Source organism: Arthrobacter sp. efr-133-TYG-118 (assembly GCF_030209755.1).
Lineage (GTDB): Bacteria > Actinomycetota > Actinomycetes > Actinomycetales > Micrococcaceae > Arthrobacter.
This window is the reverse complement of record NZ_JARVRH010000009.1, coordinates 180,745-199,465: the sequence shown is the minus strand read 5'-3', so window position 1 is coordinate 199,465 and position 18,721 is coordinate 180,745. Positions and strand designations below refer to the sequence as shown.

Annotated in this window: 14 protein-coding genes; 4 read left to right on the top strand and 10 right to left on the bottom strand. The window is 62.9% G+C overall.

Going from position 1 to position 18,721, the window contains the following annotated elements; translation table 11 throughout:
• Positions 1–171 precede the first annotated feature (171 nt).
• Together QRN59_RS08810 and QRN59_RS08805 are read left to right on the top strand one after the other, a co-directional pair.
• Positions 172–1,371, top strand: a complete 1,200-nt coding sequence (locus QRN59_RS08810) for an NAD(P)/FAD-dependent oxidoreductase (RefSeq protein ID WP_284982145.1) — start codon at positions 172–174, stop codon at positions 1,369–1,371.
• A 68-nt stretch (positions 1,372–1,439) separates the two neighbouring features.
• Positions 1,440–2,576 (top strand): aromatic ring-hydroxylating oxygenase subunit alpha, encoded by a 1,137-nt coding sequence (locus QRN59_RS08805; protein ID WP_284982144.1) that lies wholly within the window; start codon positions 1,440–1,442, stop codon positions 2,574–2,576.
• A gap of 43 nt (positions 2,577–2,619) precedes the next feature.
• Here QRN59_RS08805 and QRN59_RS08800 read toward each other — a convergent pair whose 3' ends face one another.
• The 5 genes from QRN59_RS08800 to QRN59_RS08780 all read right to left on the bottom strand — a co-directional run bounded on the left by QRN59_RS08800 (position 2,620) and on the right by QRN59_RS08780 (position 9,383).
• Positions 2,620–3,423, bottom strand: coding sequence for an IclR family transcriptional regulator (locus tag QRN59_RS08800; protein WP_284982143.1), 804 nt, complete (start codon positions 3,421–3,423; stop codon positions 2,620–2,622).
• 113 nt (positions 3,424–3,536) lie between these two features.
• Positions 3,537–4,691 (bottom strand): molybdopterin molybdotransferase MoeA, encoded by a 1,155-nt coding sequence (locus QRN59_RS08795; protein WP_502871040.1) that lies wholly within the window; start codon positions 4,689–4,691, stop codon positions 3,537–3,539.
• Between the two features lie 281 nt (positions 4,692–4,972).
• Positions 4,973–6,190 (bottom strand): formaldehyde dehydrogenase, glutathione-independent, encoded by a 1,218-nt coding sequence (gene fdhA, locus QRN59_RS08790; protein ID WP_284982141.1) that lies wholly within the window; start codon positions 6,188–6,190, stop codon positions 4,973–4,975.
• A gap of 258 nt (positions 6,191–6,448) precedes the next feature.
• Complete coding sequence (folE, locus tag QRN59_RS08785) at positions 6,449–7,051, bottom strand: GTP cyclohydrolase I FolE (RefSeq protein WP_284982140.1); 603 nt, start codon at positions 7,049–7,051, stop codon at positions 6,449–6,451.
• On the bottom strand, positions 7,044–9,383 hold the full coding sequence (locus tag QRN59_RS08780) for an FdhF/YdeP family oxidoreductase (protein ID WP_284982139.1): 2,340 nt from the start codon (positions 9,381–9,383) through the stop codon (positions 7,044–7,046). The genes folE and QRN59_RS08780 overlap by 8 nt, the downstream gene beginning before the upstream one ends.
• Positions 9,384–9,649: 266 nt before the next feature.
• Here QRN59_RS08780 and QRN59_RS08775 point away from each other — a divergent pair, with 266 nt between their 5' ends.
• On the top strand, positions 9,650–10,315 hold the full coding sequence (locus QRN59_RS08775; RefSeq protein WP_284982161.1) for a GntR family transcriptional regulator: 666 nt from the start codon (positions 9,650–9,652) through the stop codon (positions 10,313–10,315).
• A 66-nt stretch (positions 10,316–10,381) separates the two neighbouring features.
• Here the strand turns inward: QRN59_RS08775 and QRN59_RS08770 are convergent, their stop codons facing one another.
• From QRN59_RS08770 to purU, 4 genes are all read right to left on the bottom strand, one after another.
• Positions 10,382–11,257 (bottom strand): bifunctional 5,10-methylenetetrahydrofolate dehydrogenase/5,10-methenyltetrahydrofolate cyclohydrolase, encoded by an 876-nt coding sequence (locus QRN59_RS08770; protein WP_284982138.1) that lies wholly within the window; start codon positions 11,255–11,257, stop codon positions 10,382–10,384.
• The gene (locus QRN59_RS08765; RefSeq protein WP_284982137.1) at positions 11,254–11,880 is read right to left on the bottom strand and encodes a cyclodeaminase/cyclohydrolase family protein; all 627 of its coding nucleotides are present in this window, start codon (positions 11,878–11,880) and stop codon (positions 11,254–11,256) included. The genes QRN59_RS08770 and QRN59_RS08765 overlap by 4 nt, the downstream gene beginning before the upstream one ends.
• A gap of 135 nt (positions 11,881–12,015) precedes the next feature.
• Entirely contained in the window at positions 12,016–14,508 is a 2,493-nt protein-coding gene (locus QRN59_RS08760; protein WP_284982136.1) for a GcvT family protein, read from the bottom strand.
• A gap of 61 nt (positions 14,509–14,569) precedes the next feature.
• Positions 14,570–15,484, bottom strand: coding sequence for a formyltetrahydrofolate deformylase (gene purU / locus QRN59_RS08755; protein ID WP_284982135.1), 915 nt, complete (start codon positions 15,482–15,484; stop codon positions 14,570–14,572).
• A 119-nt stretch (positions 15,485–15,603) separates the two neighbouring features.
• On the opposite strand from purU, the gene QRN59_RS08750 reads away from it, so the two are divergent.
• The gene (locus tag QRN59_RS08750) at positions 15,604–16,287 is read left to right on the top strand and encodes a GntR family transcriptional regulator (protein ID WP_284982134.1); all 684 of its coding nucleotides are present in this window, start codon (positions 15,604–15,606) and stop codon (positions 16,285–16,287) included.
• Positions 16,288–16,339: 52 nt separating this feature from the next.
• On the opposite strand, the gene QRN59_RS08745 is transcribed toward QRN59_RS08750, so the two are convergent.
• On the bottom strand, positions 16,340–18,496 hold the full coding sequence (locus QRN59_RS08745) for an amylo-alpha-1,6-glucosidase (RefSeq protein WP_284982133.1): 2,157 nt from the start codon (positions 18,494–18,496) through the stop codon (positions 16,340–16,342).
• Positions 18,497–18,721: the final 225 nt, after the last annotated feature.

Below are 18,721 nucleotides of genomic sequence, written 5' to 3'. Positions count from 1 at the left end.
CGCCAGCTCACACCCGGTGTCAAGGGACTTTGTAACCCCGCTCCTCTTGACATGAAAAGTGTCATGAGTCACGCTGTTGCGTATAACGATTACAGTTGCGTACTGAGCGAATTAGTGCGAATGATCTAGAACAACTGAGGCGATCGAAGTGAGTGATCAAAAGTGAGTGGCATGGACACGCTTGCGATCGTGGGAGCCTCCTTGGCGGGCCTTTCGGCCGCCCGGGCTGCCCGCGCTCAAGGCTTCGCAGGTCGACTCGTCATCATAGGCGATGAACATCACCGTCCTTATGACAGGCCGCCCCTGTCCAAGGACTTCCTCCTGGGGTCCATCACTGCCGAGGACCTGTCCCTGGAGTCGGATGACGACGGACTGGATGCGGAATGGATACTTGGGGGAGGTGCCATAAGTCTGGACGCGGCAACGCGCACCATCCGGCTCAAAGATGGACAGAGCGTCACCGCTGATGGGATCGTCATCGCCACGGGAGCCCGGGCCAGGCGGCTCCCGGTCCTGGCAGGCATGGCCAACGTCTTCTATTTAAGGACAGTGGCAGACGCCCAGAGACTGGCCCCGAAGTTGGTGGCCGGGGCACGGATGACAGTCGTTGGCGCCGGCTTTATCGGCGCTGAAGTCGCCTCCGCGGCCGCATCCCGCGGCATGGATGTCACCATTATCAACAACACCCCCGTACCGTTCACCGCGCAGCTTGGGCAGGATATGGGAGCCGTTGTTGGCAAGCTTCATGTGGCCAACGGCGTGGACCTGATTTCAGGGGCGGCCATCGAAGAGTTTTACAGCGAAGAAGACAACATCAAGGGAATCCGCCTTGCCGATGGGCGTCGGCTGGCCACGGATGTCGTGGTCGTGGGCATCGGCGCCGAACCGAACATTGAATGGCTGGAAGGCTCGGGCGTACAGCTAGGGGGAGGCGTGCTTTGCGACTCCATGGGCCGGACCAACGCCCCCGGGATCGTCGCTGTCGGAGACTGCGCCGCGTGGTTCGACGACACTATTGGAGCGCACCGCCGGATCGAACACTGGACAGGAGCCCTGGAGCGCGCTGCCCTCGCCGTTCAGGCGCTGCTCGACGAAAACGCGCCGCAGCAACCGCTCAAGCCGCCATATTTCTGGTCGGACCAGCAAGCTGTCAAAATCCAGTTCGCCGGGCACGCTATCGGGCACGACCGGCTGGAGATCGAGGCCGGGGACACCGAAGACCACAGCTTTTTGGCGGTGTACTACCGGGGCGAGACCCCGGTTGCGGTTCTTGGCATGAACCAGCCGAGGTTGTTCACTAAATGGCGCCGCGCTATCGCAGTTCCGGCCAGCAAGCCTGAATCAACCGGGCTCGTTGCGGTTGTACCGTAATCGCCCAGCCGTCCTGCATTTCACAACCGCTTTTTGTACGCACTTCCTGGTGCTTCTTAGGAGGAACGTTGACCACTGAGGTAACAACCCCGAGCCTGATCCCGACCCTGCCGGGCTCCACGTACGTGGACGAGGCCATATTCCGCGCCGAGCAGGAGCGCATTTTTGAGCAGATGTGGTTCTGTGCCATCCGATCGGCTGATCTGGACAAACCCGGTGCCTGGCGTACTGTGCAGGTCGGACGGGAGAGCGTACTCATATCCCGCACCCGCAAGGGGGAGATCCGCGCGTTCTACAACATCTGCCGGCACCGCGGCGTGAAGCTGTGCATGGAAGAGCAGGGCGAAGCCGCCCGCAACTTCCAGTGCCCGTACCACGCCTGGACCTATGACTTCGAGGGAAAGCTCATCGCCGCCCCCAACCTCACCAAAATGCCGGACATCGACCGTGACGAATACGGCTTAGTCAAGGTGCCCATCCGTGAGTACCTGGGCTACGTCTGGGTATGCCTCGCGGATGAGCCGCCGTCGTTCGAGGAAGACGTCATGGGGGCGATCGAGGAACGCTTGGGCGATGTTCACGCCATCGACGGCTATGACGTCGCCAACCTCAGCGTCGGCCGCCGCATCAAGTACGACGTGAAGGCCAACTGGAAGCTCATCATCGAGAACTTCATGGAGTGCTACCACTGCGCCACCATCCACCCCGAACTCACCGAAGTCCTGCCCGAGTTCGCCGATGGCCTGGCAGCCCAGTACTTCGTGGGCCACGGCGCCGAGTTCGGTGAGGACATCAAGGGCTTCACGATCGACGGTTCCGAGGGCCTGGACCACATCCCCGGCGTAAGCGAGGAACAGGACCGGCGGTACTACGCCATCACCATCAAGCCCACGGTGTTCGTGAACCTGGTCCCGGACCACGTCATCATCCATCGCATGTTCCCGCTGGCCGCGGACCACACCATCGTCGAATGCGATTGGCTGTACCTGCCCAGCGTCGTGGAATCCGGCAAGGACGTGAGCGCTTCTGTAGAGCTTTTCCACCGCGTCAACCAGCAGGACTTCGACGCCTGCGAACGGTGCCAGCCGGCCATGGGCTCCAAGATCTACGCCAAGGGCGGCGTGCTCGTTCCTAGTGAGCACCATATCAGCGCCTTCCACGACTGGATCCAGGAAAAAGTCGGAGACGTCATTTCGTCCTCCTGAGCTCTGACCATTACCGGTGACCCCGTGCCTCCAGGGCCCGGGGTCACCGGTGTGTGTAGCCCATTTGCACGCTGATCCGGATTCCGGCCTGACGCAGGGCATCAATAAGGCCGGGGATCTTTTGCGGGTCAAACCGGAACGCGGGTCCGGAGATGCTTACGGCTCCAATGACGGCTCCCAAGTGGTTGTACACCGGGACCGCAATCGCGTTCAGGCCGATTTCGAGTTCCTCACGTGTCTCTGCGTATCCGTCGTGGGCAACATCGATCAGCTGCTTCTCCAAGTCTTCCCGATTGGTGATCGTGCGGGGAGTCCTGGCATGAAATCCTGCCTCCTTCAGGATGCGGTCCCGTTCGTCGGCCGACAGTGCTGCCAACAAAACCTTGCCACTCGAGGTTGCGTGGAGCGGCGTCAAACCGCCCACCCAGTCATAGGTGGCCAACGAAGACGGTCCCATGGCCTGATCCACGTTAACGGCATAGTTCGAGCGCAGGACAGCAAGGTTCACCGTCTCCTTGAACTCCTCCGCAAGGCTCTCCAACACGGGCCGGGCCTCGCGGACCAAGCTGAGCCGGCCGGGAATCGAGCTGGCCAGCCGCAGGATGCCGAATCCCAGCTGGTACTTTCCCCGATCGCTGTTCTGGTGGACCATCTCCCTGCTCACCAATGAGCCCAGCAGTCGAGAGACCGAGGATTTGTGGATGCCAATTTCCTCGGCGATTTCACTCACACCCGCGTGTCCGTCACGGGAAAGGATTTCGAGGATCTGGAGGGCGCGGTCAACAGATTGCACACCACCGGGCTGCCCGTTTCCGCCTTTTTCGGAGTCAAAGTCAATTGTGGCCATGAGCCATACCTACGTCTTTCTGCGGCGAAACAAGAGGCTGAAACCTCCCTCTTGTTTCTCTAAATCCTAGACCGGAACCGTAGGGGCATTAAACAGGTGGCTTCCCGCCGGGCTTAGCCATTGGATCCACCGCACACGGCGGCGGTCAGGGTTTGGGTCCACGGAAGCGGCAACGCGGGAACGAGGTCCCCTGGCTGGGCGCCGCGTGGAGGCACAGCCAGGACACCATCGGCCCAGGCGAGGCCCCTCATCATTCCCGGGCCAGTGTGATGGGCGGGGGATGCCAGCCCGTTGTCAAGGCGGAAGGGCATGAGGCGGGTGCGTCCCGGATCAGGGTCAATCGCGGTAGCGGAGGTTACTCGGCTGAGGTTGGCGAGCGGACGGTGTCCTAGTGCCGCGATCAGGGGCGCCCCAATGGTAATCAGAGCCATCATGGCGGCCAGCGGGTTTCCTGGCAGTCCGATGACGAAGCGCCCGTCCGGCAGTTCGGCCAGTACCGCGGGATGTCCGGGACGCATGGCGATGCCGTCCAGCAGCAGCCGCCCGCCTAGCGCGGCTATGGCGTTGCGGAAGTGATCCGTCCCGGAGCGGCCGGTTCCGCCTGTGGTGATAACGACGTCGGGCCGCTCAGCCGGGTCTGTGCCCGTATCGCTGAGGGTGGTGAGCCACTCCTGATATGAGTCCCCGATTCTTCGCTGTCCCCCCGGGACGCCTCCCAGCATTGCAAGGACCGTGCCCAACTGCGGGCCGAAGGCGTCCCTTACCTGTCCCGGCGCGGGCATCCCGGAGGTGGCCACTTCGGAGCCCGTCAGCAGGATCGTGACTCGCGGCTTGCCAAACACGTGAAGCTCGTCGTGGCCGGCGACCGCGGCAAGGGCGATATGCGCGGGATTGAGCACGGTGCCCGCGGGGATCAGTACTTCGCCTGCAGCGGCTTCTTCGCCTGCCTTGCGGATATGCTGGCCGCTTCGCGGTTCGCCGGGCCTCGCTTCGGAGCCGAGGGTCAGCATGGGCCGCCCCGCTATGTCTTCGGCGATCCGGCCACTTTCGCGGCGAAGTACGGCGTCGGCACCGAGAGGCACCAGTCCGCCGGTGGCGATGAGGCTGGCATGGTGCGGTGCCAGCGGTTGGCCCGGCTTGCCCAAGACCCAGGGGCCGCTGCCGCTGACCGCCCAGCCGTCCATGGCTGACGATGCGTAGTGCGGGAGGTCTTGCCGGGTCGTGACCGTTTGGGCGAGGGTGCGTCCAATGGTTTCCGCGAGGGGCATGGGCGCCGCCGGGATGCGGGCGGCGCAATCGAATGCCAATTGGCGGGCCTCAGACCAGCTCGTTGCGGACTTTCGAGTGGCCGGTGGGTCCGAAGGCTGACGCGGTTGACCGCCGCAATCGGTTAAATCGTGAGCAGGCAAGGCTTGCCCCCTTATCTGAAGGCTTCCCCGAATGAGGTGTTGTTCCCCGGGACGGCGATAAAGCACCCCTTGTTGGGCCTTATCGCCGTCCCATCCGGGAGCGAGCGAGCCAGATTAGGTCCGGCTCGTAGTCGTGGCGGCTAGGCCTTGACGTAGCCGTTCGGGTTCAGTACGTACTTCGTGGCGGCTCCCGCATCGAACTCGGCGTACCCGCGGGGAGCGTCCTCCAACGCGATGGCCTTGGCGTTGACGGCTTTCGCGATGTGGACTTTGTCATGCAGGATCGCCATCATCAGTTGCCGGTTGTACTTCATCACGGGGCACTGGCCGGTGGTGAAGGACAGGGATTTGGCCCATCCCGTGCCTAGGGAGAGCGAGAGGGAACCGTGCTGGGCAGCCTCGTCGATTCCACCTGGATCGCCGGTGACGTACAGGCCGGGGATGCCCAGGGCGCCTCCAGCCGCTGTGATGTCCATGAGGGAATTCAGCACGGTGGCCGGCGCTTCGTGCGACGCGTCCTTGCCGTGTCCGCGGGCTTCGAATCCGACGGCGTCCACGCCGCAGTCCACTGCGGGCACGCCGAGGATCTGCTCGATTTGATCCTTGGGATCACCCTTGGAGACATTGACGGTTTCGCAACCGAATGACCTGGCCTGGACGAGGCGGTCTTCGTTGATGTCACCGACAATGACGACGGCTGCGCCGAGCAGTTGCGCGCCGGCGGCCGCCGCCAGGCCGACCGGACCTGCGCCTGCAATGTAAACGGTAGAGCCGACATCGACCCCGGCCGTGACTGCTCCGTGGAAGCCGGTGGGGAAAATGTCCGAGAGCATGGTCAAGTCCATGATCTTCTCCAAGGCCTGGTCCCGGTCCGGGAACTTCAGCAAGTTCCAGTCCGCATACGGCACCAGAACATATTCGGCCTGCCCGCCGACCCATCCGCCCATGTCGACGTAGCCGTAGGCGCTGCCTGGCCGGTCGGGGTTGACGTTCAGGCAGATGCCGGTCTTGCGTTCCTTGCAGTTCCGGCAACGGCCGCAGGAGATGTTGAAAGGCACCGATACGATGTCGCCGACCTTGATGAATTCCACATCCGGGCCAACTTCCACCACTTCGCCGGTGATCTCGTGCCCGAGGACCAGGTCCCGCGGTGCGGTGGTGCGGCCGCGCACCATGTGCTGGTCGGAGCCGCAGATGTTTGTGGTCACGGTGCGCAGGATCGCTCCGTGGGGCACCTTCCGGCCGACGTTGGCGGGGTTGACGCCGGGGCCGTCCTTGAGCTCGAACGTCGGGTAGTCGGTGTCAATGATCTCGACTACGCCAGGTTCCTTGTATGCGACTGCTCTGTTTCCTGACATGGACACTCCTAAGGGCCATTTCATGGTGTTTTGATTCAGTGGTTGGACGTTCGCTGAAACAGTTGCCAACGGCTTGCCCGTTGCCCGTAAGCGGTGCTTCGGCGCTTACCTCCCCAGGCATTCAGGCCACCGAAGCACCGCTTACGGGCAACGCGATTTCTCAAGCCCGGTTCAAGGGCTACGCTGATATGTCGATCTAGCATTAAAGATATATCAGAAATATGTTACGTCAGCCGAACGGTCGTGTCCAGAGGTTTTTCAGCGGCCGAGTATCAGGCTTAGTGCTTCTGCGCGCGCGGCCGGCAGCCGGAGCTCGCCCCGCACCGCGGAGGTGATGGTCTTTGCCCCTGGTTTTCTGACCCCGCGCATAGACATGCACAGATGTTCACACTCGACGACGACGATCGCGCCGAGGGGTCGAAGCGAAGTGACCAGGGCATCAACGACCTGCGTCGTGAGCCGCTCCTGAACTTGGGCCCTTCGAGCGAAGATGTCCACCAGCCGGGCAAGTTTGCTCAGCCCCGTGACGAATCCATCCGGGGAGGGGATGTATCCGACGTGGGCAAGGCCGTGGAACGGGACCAGATGATGCTCGCAGGTCGAGTAGAAGGGTATGTCCTTGACGATGACGAGTTCTTCATGGCCAAGGTCAAACGTCTTGTCCAGCACGGAGAGGGGGTCTTCGTGGAGGCCGCCGTACATTTCCGCCGTAGCGCGGGCGACGCGCGCGGGGGTCTCAACCAGGCCGGGCCTGTCCGGGTCTTCGCCAACGGCCAGGAGGAATTCCCGGACGGCCCGTTCCACCCGCGGACGATCAACCCCTGGGGAGGACACCGCAACCGCGCCCCGGCTGTCACTCATGGCTGCCTGCGCCTGCCGGCTCGAGGCGGACAATGACTGACTTTGACGTCGGGGTGCCGCTGACGTCGGCTACCGAGTCCAGCGGCACGAGGACGTTGGTCTCCGGGTAGTAGGCGGCGGCGCAGCCCTTTGGCGTCGAATAGGAAACGATGCGGAAATTCTCGGCCCGTCGCTCGGTGCCCCGGAATTCGGACACCAGGTGAACCATGTCGCCGTTCTCGAAACCAAGTTCGGCCACATCGGATTCGTTCACGAGGACCACTCTGCGACCGCCGTGAATGCCACGGTAGCGGTCGTCCTTGCCGTAGATAGTGGTGTTGTACTGGTCGTGGGAGCGCAGCGTCTGGAGGATGAGGCGGCCTTCCGGGACGCGGAGGTACTCCAAGTCGTTCGCCGTGAAGTGGGCCTTGCCGGAAGCGGTGTCGAATTCCCTGGCATCCCGGGGCCGGTGGGGGAGAACGAAGCCTCCCGGGTTCTGGATCTTCTCCTCAAAATTTTCGAATCCGTCGAGTACCGCTTCGATGTGTTTCCTGATCAGTGAATAGTCGTCCCTGAGCGCGAGCCAGGCGGCCTTGGGCGTGTTGGGCAGGAGGTGGCCGTCGCTGTCCGTGAAGAGCCGGTGGGCCAGGTTGCAGACGATTGCCACTTCGGACATCAAGTGCTCACTTGCGGGCTTGAGGCGTCCACGGGACGCGTGGACGGCACTCATGGAGTCCTCCACGGTTACCCTTTGGTCGCCTGTACGCTGTGTGTCCTTCTCGGTGCGTCCGAGCGTGGGAAGGATCAGGGCGCGCCGCCCTGTTGCTAGGTGTGAATGGTTCAATTTGGTGGAGATCTGGACCGTAAGACGAGTGTTGGCCAGGGATTGCTCCGTGGTTTCAGAGTCGGGGGCCGCCCGTACAAAGTTGCCGCCCATCCCGACGAAAACCCGGACCTTGCCGTCCCGCATCGCCCGGATGGCCGCGACGGTATCGTAGCCATGGGACCGGGGCGAGAGGAACTGGAACTCCTGGTCCAGCCTGTCGTGGAACTTCTCCGGCATTTGCTCGAAAATGCCCATGGTGCGGTCACCCTGGACATTGGAATGTCCGCGGACGGGGCAGACTCCGGCCCCGGGCTTGCCGATGTTGCCCTGAAGAAGGAGGACATTGACGACGTCGCGGAGCGTGGGCACGGAATGCTTGTGCTGTGTCAGCCCCATGGCCCAGCAGACAATGGTTGCTTTCGAGGTCAGGAGACGGTCACCGGTAGCCTTGATCTGGTCCATCGACAGCCCGGTCGCTTCGAGGATGTCCTCCCACGCCACATCTTTCAGTTGCTTCACGTAGGCATCGAGGCCGACGGTGTGTTTGTTGATGAAGTCATGGTCGAGCACGGTGGGCAGGCCCGGGCTGGTCCTTCCCGCATCTTCGGCCTCCAGCAGGTATTTGCCCACCCCCTGGAAGAGCGCCTGATCGCCTCCGGCCCTGATCTGCAGGAAGTCGTCGGTCAGTTCGGTGCCAACCACCATGCCAACGACGTTCTGCGGGTTTTCGAATCTGAGCAGCCCGGCTTCGGGCAGCGGATTCACGGACACGATGACAGCGCCGTTCTTCTTGGCCTTCTCCAGTGAGCTGAGCATGCGCGGGTGGTTCGTGCCGGGATTTTGGCCCACAACGAAGATCAGCGACGCTGTTTCCACGTCTTTGAGGCTCACGGAGCCCTTACCGATGCCGATGGTCTCCACGAGGGCCGAACCGGAGGACTCGTGGCACATGTTGGAACAGTCCGGAAGATTGTTGGTCCCCACGCCGCGCACAAGGAGCTGGTAGGCGAAGGCCGCCTCGTTTGACGTCCGGCCGGAGGTGTAAAACACTGCCTGATCCGGGTTGTCCATGTCCCTGATCTCCTGTGCGATCAGCTCCAAGGCATCATCCCAATCGATGGGCCTGTAGTGCGTTGCGCCCTCGTCCAGGAGCATCGGATGCGTCAGCCGCCCCTGCTGTCCGAGCCAGTAGTCGTCCCGTCTCTTCAGCTCAGCTACGGAATGCGATGCGAAAAACTCCGGCGTGACGCGGCGGCGTGTGGCTTCTTCTGCGACGGCCTTGGCACCGTTCTCGCAGAACTCGGCCGTATGGCGTTTGTCGTGTTCCGGCCAGGCGCAGCCCATGCAGTCGAACCCGTCGATTTGGTTGACCGCCAGCAATGTTTGGACGCTGCGCAGTGGGCCCATCTGCTCGAGGGAGATTTTCAGGGCGTTGGTGACGGCAGGGAGGCCCACGGCCTTTGACTTGGGTTTGGTGACAGTCAGCTTTGACTCGTCGATATTTTCACGGGGGGCTTTTGAGGCCATGGGCTTTCCTTCAGATCTTGGCCGGATGTAGAGGTCTCGCGGGAATCCGGCGAACGGAGGATCGGATGCCTCGGGGCCGGACCTCTCGGCCCTGTGGCGGGCGACGGTGTCCAACCCTTGTCGGGAGCGTGAAGTTCTTGACATTCTTATCCCACGCGTATTGATATATCAGTTGTAGGGATAATATGTTCACGGGGCCGGTGAGTCAAGGCGCCGTCACCGAACGGGAAGGATCAGACGTGGAGAGCAGCGGCAAGTTATCGATCATGGGGGAGTCGGAGCTGCCTGCGAGGCAGGATGACGAGTCCTATGCCGAGTATGCGTATCGGGTGCTATGTGATGAGCTCATCGTTCTTGATATCAAGCCTGGCGAGCCTTTGAATGATGATCTGATCTCGCGTCGGCTTGGTGTTGGAAGAACGCCTATCCGGGAAGCCATGAAGAGGCTGGAGAGCGACCACCTGGTGGTGGCCTATCCACGCAGGGGAACCTTTGCCGCGGGAGTGGATATCACGGACCTTGCTGAAATCTCCGAGATTCGCCAGCTTTTGGAGCCTGCGGCATCTGCACGTGCCGCTCGAATGGCTTCGGACCGGACGCGGCAGGAGCTAAGGGAGCTTGCCCGTGAGATTCGGCAGCTCTTGGCGGGCCACCTGGCACAGCGGGACCTCATGCGCTTGGACATGAGAGTGCACCGCAGCATCTACCGGGCCACTGGCAGCCGGCATTTGGAGGATGTCCTGATTCGCTGCGACAACCTGGCGACGCGTATCTGGAGTCTCGTGCTGGAGAAGCTCCCCCCGGTTTCCGAACACATTGCCCAGCACGTGGAACTGCTTGAACGCATTGCGGATGGCGAGGCAGAAGCGGCTGCAGACCTGACCGCCAAGCACGTGACCGACTTCGAGAACCTGATCCGGGCGGTCCTCTAGCAAAACTGAGTGTCCCGGATGCCCGGCACCGTTTCCCTCGGAGCCGGGCATGGTTTTGCCCTTGCGTCAGCCGACGGGTCCGGGAACCAAAGAGCGGGACTGTTCACGGGCGGCCTCGGCAGTGTGCAGGAGCAGCAGCGATGTGGTGACCGTGCCGACGCCGCCGGGAACGGGCGTCAGTGCTGCGGCGATGCCCAGGACGCTGGCTTCTTCCACGTCCCCCACGAGGGATCCGTCGGGAAGGACGTTCGTGCCGACGTCGATCACTACCGATCGGGAGGAAACATGGGTGCCGGTGAGCAGGCCGGTCCGCCCGGCTGCGACGACGACGATGTCGGCAGTCTCTGTGTATCTCTCGAGCGGACCCGACTTGGAATGGCAGACGGTGATGGCGGCGTCGCGTTCCAGCAGGAGCAGTGAAAGCGGTTTGCCCACCACGGCGGAACGGCCGATGACGACGACGTTTTGGCCCGCCACCGGGATGTCGTAGTGGTCGAGGATCTCGACGACGGCCCGGGCGGTGGCGGGTGCGAAGGCGGGTTGCCCCACGGCCAGCCGGCCGAGGCTGAGCGGGTTCGCGCCGTCGATGTCCTTTTCCGGTGCGATGTGGCTGACCAGGGCGTCGGTCCTGACCCCGGCGGGCAGGGGTGTCTGCAGGATGATTCCGTTGACGGAGGGTTCCGTGCTGAGGTGTTTCAGGACGCCGGCCAGGACTTGCTCGGTGGCGTCGTGGCCAAGGTCGAGAATCCGGCAGCCGATTCCCGCTCGTTCGGCCGCGCGCTCGATGGAGCGGACGTACCAATGCGTGGAGTCGTCGTCGGTTGCTACGACCACCGCGAGGACCGGGCGCAGTCCGTCGTTTTCGAGGTTCCGTGCCTCATCCCGGGCCCTTTGCTGGATGAGTGCGGCCAGCGGTTTGCCGGAAAGCAGGGTGGCGCTCAACCGAGGATCCTTTCGCGTACGCGCTTCGCGAGCGAGTCTGCTGCCAGGACGACCTTCTCTTCGATCCCGTCGGTCTGCTGGGCAAGCCGGGAACGGGCTTCGGTGTCCTTGATGGCCACAATGTTGATGTCGATGTTGACCCGCGCGGTGGTGGCGGCCGCGCGGGCGGCGTCCGCGGCGGCGGCGACGTCGCTGATCACGTTGGCGTTTGCGGCGTCGAACAGTTCCGTGGCCAGTTCGACGATGGCTCCTGAGACCGTGACCAGCTGTGCCGGGGTCTGTGCAGCGTGAACGAGGGCATCCTGGATGGCGGCCGACCGCGCTTCGTTGAGGGCCTCGGTCCCGGAGGACAGCTTGTAGGAATCGATGACACCCTGGAAGGCTAGTTCGTCGGCGTCCGCAAGTCGCAGGGCTTCGTCCACGAGTGCGTCGGCGGCCGCGATGATCCTTGAGACCAGTGCGGCGTGTTGCTCGTATTTGGCGCCCGTGGTGTACCTGGCGACCATGGCAACGAGGGCGGCACCTTGGGCGGCGTGAAGCGCAGCGGCTGCGCCTCCGCCGGGGGTGGGCTGACGTGAAGCAAGCCTGGTGAGGTAATTGTTGATTGTTTCTGAACTGATCATGGGTTTTCCTGGGCTGTGTCTTCCGAGGCTGGGCTTGGAGAGCTGGGGCGGTAGAAGAGTCGAGGGAAAAGCAGCGGCCCGGACTCTGGTTGCGAGGATGAGTCCGGGCCGCATGCCTTTGGATGGCCCGTGGTGCTAGCCGCGGAGCCTGGTCATCGTCGGGTCGTACAGCGGATCGGCCGTGACCGTGGCCCGGATGCGCCGTCCGAAGTACTCGATCTCGACGGAGTCACCGAGGGAGACCGCGGCCGGGAGGTACGCATAGGCGATCGGCTTGGCGACGGTGTAGCCGTAGGCGGCGCTGGTCACGTAGCCGACTGCCTGGTCCTTGTAGAAGACCGGTTCCTTGCCCAGGACAATGCTGCGTTCGTCGTCGACGGTCAGGCAGCGCAAGCGGCGGGCGGAGTTTTCCTCGGTGCGGCCTTCCAAAGCGGCTTTTCCGACGAAGTTGTCCTTGGCCATCTTTACGGCGAATCCGAGGCCTGCTTCGAGGGGATCGTGCTCGGTGGTCATGTCGGTGCCCCAGGAACGGTAACCCTTTTCAAGCCGAAGCGAGCTGAAGGCGGCCCGGCCGGCCGCGATCACGCCGAACGGCTGCCCCGCCTTCCACAGCGCGTCCCACAGGCGCTGGCCATTGTCCGCGCTGGTGTAAAGCTCCCAACCGAGTTCGCCGACGTACGACAGGCGCATGGCGGTGACGTTGACTCCGCCGATGACGACATTCTTGGCCCGGAAGTAGCGCAGGCCGTCGTTGGAGAAATCGTCGCTGCTGACCGTGCTGACGAGGTCCCGGGCGAGGGGGCCCCAGAGTCCGATGCAGCAGGTGCCGCCCGTCGTGTCGCGCACCTGGACCCAGTCGCTGGCGGAGCCGCTTTCGGTCTGGTGGCGCGCGGCCCGGTCAAAGTAGGCGGTGTCGATGTTTCCGTTGGCGCCGAGCTGGAACCTGTCTTCGCTCAGGCGGGCCACCGTGATGTCGCTTCGGATCCCGCCTGTGTGGTCCAGCAGAAGGGTGTAGGTCACTGCGCCTGGCTTCTTGTCCAGGTCCGCGGTGGTCAGTTCCTGGAGCAGCTTCAGCGCACCGGGGCCGGAGACCTCGAGGCGCTTGAGCGGTGTCATGTCGTACATTGCCACCGCGGTGCGGGTCTTCCATGCTTCGGCGGCGGCGATGGGCGAGCTGAACATTCCGGACCAGGCATCACGGGCCGGGGGCTGCCATTCGGCCGGCATTTCCTTCAGTAGTTCGGCGTTGGCCTCGAACCAGTAGGGGCGTTCCCAGCCGCCGGCCTCCAGGAAGTACCCTCCCAGCTGCTTGTGGCGGGCATGGAAAGGGCTGACGCGGAGGTTGCGGGGGGAGAGCTTGGGCTGGAGCGGGTGCAGGACGTCGTAGATTTCCACGAAGTTCTGCTGGGACGTTTCGCTGACGTATTCGGGGGTGAGCTGGACTTCCTCGAAGCGGTGGATGTCGCATTCGCCCAGGTCGATCTGGGACTTGCCCGTGGTCAGCAGTTCGGCGACAGCGCGGGCAACGCCGGCCGAGTGGGTCACCCACACGGCTTCGGCGACGAAGAAGCCATCGAGCTCCTTGGATTCGCCCACCAGCGGGCCGCCGTCGGGGGTGAAGGAGAAGATGCCATTGAAGCCGTCTTCGATGTCGCTTTCCGCCAGGGCCGGAAGCAATTGCTTGGTCGCCTCCCACGCCGGGAGGAAGTCCTCCAGGGTGAAGTCCAGGCGGGAAGGCATGTGGTGTTCACTGATGCTGTCCGGTGCGTAGCTGCCGAGTTCCTCGACGTCCACCGGCATGGGGCGGTGGGCGTAGGAGCCGATGCCGTAGCGGTCGCCGTGCTCGCGGTAGTAAAGGTCCTGGTCCTGGTGGCGCAGGATCGGCAGGGAAGCGCCGTTGGGTAGTTCGTTGCGGCCCTCCTGTGCCGGAACCGGAGTTGTCCTGACGTATTGGTGGGCCAAGGGCAGGAGAGGAACGGACATGCCGATCATTTCGCCGATCTTGGCACCCCAGAAGCCGGCGCAAGAGACAACGATGTCCGCAGGGATGACGCCCTCGGAGGTGCGGACTCCGGTGACGCGGCGGCCGGACTGCTCGATCCCGGTCACGGTCGTGGAGCCACGGTACTCCACCCCGGCTGCCTCTGTACGCTTGATGAGCAGTTGGACTGCGCGGGCGGCGAGGGCCAACCCGTCGCTGGGGACGTGGAGACCTCCCAGGATGTCTTCCTCGTTGATGAGCGGGTAGAGCTCCTTGCACTCTTCGCGGGAAAGGATCTTGCCTTCGATTCCCCAGGATGCAGCGTAGCCGAGCTTGCGCTTGAGGTCGGCCAGGCGGGTCTCGGTGGTGGCGACTTCCAGTCCGCCCACCTGGTTGAAGCAGCTGACGCCGTCCTCGGTGATGGACAGGAGCTTTTCGACCGTGTATTTGGCGAACGTTGCCATGGTCTTGGAGGGGTTGGTCTGGAAGACCAGTCCCGGGGCGTGTGACGTGGAGCCCCCGGGCATGTTCAACGGTCCCTGGTCCAGGACGGTGATGTTGCTCCAGCCGCGGGTGACCAGTTCATCTGCCAGGTTGGTGCCGACGATCCCAGCTCCGATGATGACTATGCGTGGCGTCGATGCCATGTGTTTTCTCCTGCTATTTCTCGTGGGTGGGCTACTGCTGCTGCTTGTTGTTGGGCGTTGGCTAGCGGAAGACGACGGTGCTGGTTTGGTTCAGCAGCACGCGGTGTTCACAGTGCCACCGGACGGCGCGGGACAGCGCGAGTGCTTCGGCGTCCTGTCCGACCGTGGAGAGTGCAGTCGGCCCGTAGCTGTGGTCTACGCGGATGACTTCCTGTTCGATGATCGGGCCCTCATCAAGATCCGCGGTGACATAGTGTGCCGTGGCACCCACCAGCTTGACGCCGCGGTCGTAGGCCTGGTGGTAAGGACGCGCACCTTTGAAGCCGGGCAGGAATGAGTGGTGGATGTTGATCGCTCGGCCCTCCAGGGCGCGGCTCAGTTCGTCGGACAGAACCTGCATGTACCGGGCGAGCACCACCAAATCGATGTTGCACTCGTCAACCAGTTCGAGCAGGCGCCGCTCCGCGTCCGCCTTGGTGTCCGGGGTCACCGGAATGTGCATGAAGGGCAGACCAGCGGCTTCGGCCATGGCCCGGTGGGTTTCGTGATTGGAAACTACCAGAACCAGGTCCCCGCCCAGGCTGCCCCCACGCCAGCGGAAAATCAAGTCGTTCAGGCAGTGCCCGAACTTGGACACCATGACCAGGACGCGCTGCTTGGTCTGGTCATGGAAGCTGAACTTCATGTCGAAACGCCCAGCGATTGCCCGGAACTCTTCTTCGAGCGCTTCCGGTGAGTACTCCGGGGATCCGGAAAACGCTGTGCGCAGGTGCAGTGTCTGGCGGAGTCCGTCGTCGAACTGCTGGTGCTCTTCGATGTTGAAACCACGCTCGAACAGGAAGGTGGTGACCGCCTGCACGATGCCGGCGCGTTCAATACACGACAGGGTGAGCACGAACCTCCGGGAACGGTCGTCTTCAGAGGCACTCGCCTGCGGAAGTGTGCTTTTTGTTGGAGTCGTCTCCACGAGCGTCATGTCTCCTCCTTAAGATATATTTTCAAGTCAGTTACTGATATATCAGACTGGGAACTAGCGTATACTGGAGTTCGAGTAAGGTCAATAGTCCGCTTGGCTGGACGCGAAAGGTCGGTACCGTGGTATTTGAAGCGCTGGAAGTAGTAGTGGATGCCGCCGGTCCGAGGTCCCTGGCTGAGGTGGCCTACGAGCGGATACGCGACAGGCTCCTGACGCTGGACATCAAGCCGGGCGACTTGTTGAACGACGACGCGCTGGCGAGGGACCTTGGCATAGGGCGCACTCCCGTGAGGGAAGCATTGAAGCGCCTCGAATTGGACCGCTTGGTCATCAGCTATCCGCGAAGGGGAACCTTCGCCACCCGCGTTGAGGTGACAGATCTGGCGTTTATATCGGAGATTCGCGCCCAGCTCGAGCCCCTGGCGGCTGCGCGGGCGGCGCGGGTTGCGACGCCGGCAACCAGGGAGCGCCTGCGCTCTGTGATGCGTGCGGTGGAGTCATTCGAGGTCAACGGCGCCTCCGTGGTGGAGACGCTCCGTCTTGATGCCCGCGTGCACCAGGGGATCTATGCGGCAGCGGCAAATCCGCACTTGGAGGATGTGCTGATCCGCTACGACAACCTGGCGACGCGGATCTGGTGCATGGTCCTCGATCGCCTGCCTGATCTTTCCCGCCACGTTCATGAACACCTTGATCTTCTCGGTGCGGTGATCGACGGCGACGAGGCCAGGGCTGCAGAACTGGCGCGAATTCACGTCGACGGCTTCGAAAAGGCCGTCCGTTCAGCGCTGTTTGCTGCGTAAAGAAGACCACTCCGGCCCAGCGTGCCGCCGCCGTCGTTAGGTCTCCCGCGGCCTATTTTTCCGGACGCAGTTTGGCTTGCTCCACGAGATCGGTTATCCACGGCCGTTGCCCGCGGTGGAGCACCAAGCCCTCCGGCACGCCCTGAACGGAGGCGGCTGAACCGGATATGTCGATGGTGATCCGGCCGGAGCCCATAGGCGCGTTCGTGATGTGCAGTTCGCCGTAGGAATCCGGCAGGACAGGGTCCAGCCATAGCCCCCCTTGGGAAATGTGTGCGTCGTAGCGCATCAGGCTGGTCACCAGCAGGATTGGTGTGGTCGCGGCCCAAGCCTGTGGAGAACAAGCCGTGGGGTAGGGCACGGGTTCGGCAAACTGGTCGCGGCTGAAGCCGCAGAATAGCTCGGGCAGTCGGCCGCCCGAGTATTCGGCCGCCTCCAGCAGTGCAGTGGCTATCCGCTGTGCTTCTTCCACAAACCCATATCGGAGCAGCCCAGCCACAATGAGCGCATTGTCGTGGGGCCAGACCGACCCGTTGTGATAGCTGGCAGGGTTATAGGCCCGCATGTCGCTGGCCAAGGTCCGCACTCCCCATCCGCTGAACATCTCCGGGGACATCAGACGCTCGACCATTTGTGGCGCCTTGTCCTCATCCACAAGGCCGAACCAGAGGCAGTGGCCCATATTGGACGCGCAGGCGTCCACCGGCCGCTTATCGCGGTCGAGCGCAACGGCGTAGTAGCCTTTGTCGGGCAGCCAGAACTGTTCGTTGAACTGCTGCTTCAGTTTCGCGGCCCGGTCTCGAAGCTCGGCTGCCAAGGCGAGATCGCCGGCGTCGTACGCCATCCAGGAGCGCGCCACGTATGCGCCGTGGACGTAGGCCTGGACCTCGCACAGGGCGATCGGCGGTTCCGCGAGGGTTCCGTCGGCGAAGTTGATGCCGTCCCAGGAGTCCTTCCATCCTTGGTTGACCAACCCGTGATCGTTGAGGCGCTCATACTCGACAAATCCGTCCCCATCCCGGTCCCCGTATTCCCGGATCCACTCCAAGGCGCGGTCCGCGTTGGGCAACAGGGCGGCGATGGTCGCTTTGTCAAAACCCCAGCGACTGACGGAACCCAGCACGACCACGAACAGCGGAGTTGCGTCGACGCTTCCGTAGTAGGTGGATTTGCCGCCAAGCGCCAGCCCGCTGGAGACATCGAGCCGTACCTCGTGCAGGATCTTGCCGGGCTCCTCTTCGCTCATCACGTCCACGACGCTGCCCTGGTGGTCAGCCAGGGTCTTCAGAGTGCCCAGGGCCAGGGAAGGGTCCACTGGAAGCGACATTTCCGAAGCCCACAGCGAATCGCGACCGAACAGAGTCATGAACCACGGCGCTCCGGCAGCGACGACCACGCGCTCTGGATGCCCAGGGTCCTCGATTCTAAGCGCTCCCAAGTCGTCGTAGCTTCGCCGCAGCGTCCGCTGGATGGAAAGGTTGCCCATTTGCAGTGCCGGAATCTTCGCCACCCACTCTTGACGGCGCCGGTCACTAGGAGACATTTCGCCAGGAGCCGGATGGACAAATGGCGCGTCGGGACGAGCACCATTGTCCGTGGGTACAACATTCAATCGGGTACTCCAGTACCCGTAGGGAGGGACCACTATCTCGAATGTCAGCCCCTCACCTGCGGCTTTGGCCCCATCCGCCGTGACGACGACGCCCTTCCGGACGTCGTGCCACGTGGCTTGGATTTCCAGCGAGTCGCCGTCCTGATCGCGTGTCTCAGTCCATCGTCGTTGGATTCGTGCCTCTTTCACTTCGAACAAATCGGCGAAATCCGCTTCGACGGCAAGCACAATCTTGCACTCAGCAGGCTCCGCCGAGTAATTGCGGATGGTGATCCGCTCCCGGATCCCTGCCCCCACCTCACGCAGCCGTTCCACGATCAATGGACTGTCCGCATACCCATCCGAGAGCTGCAGGCGGCCAGCGAATATGGCCCGATACGGTTCCTTCGTCTCGGCAGCCAGGGGTTCGAGGGGCTTGCCGTTGATGGTTAGATTCCAGCGGGACAGGATGCGAGTATCCAGGTGGAAGACCCCGTGCGGGAGTTCGGGATGGATGTCTCCGTTGGCCGATGAAATGCAGAAGGATGATCCTTCGACCAAAGTCACTGTGCCTGACCCCAGGGGTCCAGCCGCCGTGTCAGCATTCCATCCAGCCACTGCCGGCTCCTTCAAACGAGCGCATTTATGTGCCGCGCGGGGCGCGGGCTGCCTTTCGCTGCTACCGCGTGGGTTTAACCGACGGTACGCCCGTCTTAGACCTCACGCCAGAGGACGGGTTGACTCGTAAGGAAGAACCCTTGTTCCCCTTGGCACTATTCGTATATCTTAATTCGTGGTTTGATATATTAGTCCCGAACTTGATCTGAATTCGCCGGAGAATCG

Bases quoted from the DNA above. Each gene is read 5' to 3' on its own strand.
- QRN59_RS08810 (WP_284982145.1), top strand. From the start codon at position 172: ATGGACACGCTTGCGATCGTGGGAGCCTCCTTGGCGGGCCTTTCGGCC.
- QRN59_RS08800 (WP_284982143.1), bottom strand. From the start codon at position 3,423: ATGGCCACAATTGACTTTGACTCCGAAAAAGGCGGAAACGGGCAGCCC.
- QRN59_RS08795 (WP_502871040.1), bottom strand. From the start codon at position 4,691: ATGCCCCTCGCGGAAACCATTGGACGCACCCTCGCCCAAACGGTCACG.
- fdhA (WP_284982141.1), bottom strand. From the start codon at position 6,190: ATGTCAGGAAACAGAGCAGTCGCATACAAGGAACCTGGCGTAGTCGAG.
- folE (WP_284982140.1), bottom strand. From the start codon at position 7,051: ATGAGTGACAGCCGGGGCGCGGTTGCGGTGTCCTCCCCAGGGGTTGAT.
- QRN59_RS08780 (WP_284982139.1), bottom strand. From the start codon at position 9,383: ATGGCCTCAAAAGCCCCCCGTGAAAATATCGACGAGTCAAAGCTGACT.
- QRN59_RS08775 (WP_284982161.1), top strand. From the start codon at position 9,650: ATGGGGGAGTCGGAGCTGCCTGCGAGGCAGGATGACGAGTCCTATGCC.
- QRN59_RS08765 (WP_284982137.1), bottom strand. From the start codon at position 11,880: ATGATCAGTTCAGAAACAATCAACAATTACCTCACCAGGCTTGCTTCA.
- QRN59_RS08760 (WP_284982136.1), bottom strand. From the start codon at position 14,508: ATGGCATCGACGCCACGCATAGTCATCATCGGAGCTGGGATCGTCGGC.
- purU (WP_284982135.1), bottom strand. From the start codon at position 15,484: ATGACGCTCGTGGAGACGACTCCAACAAAAAGCACACTTCCGCAGGCG.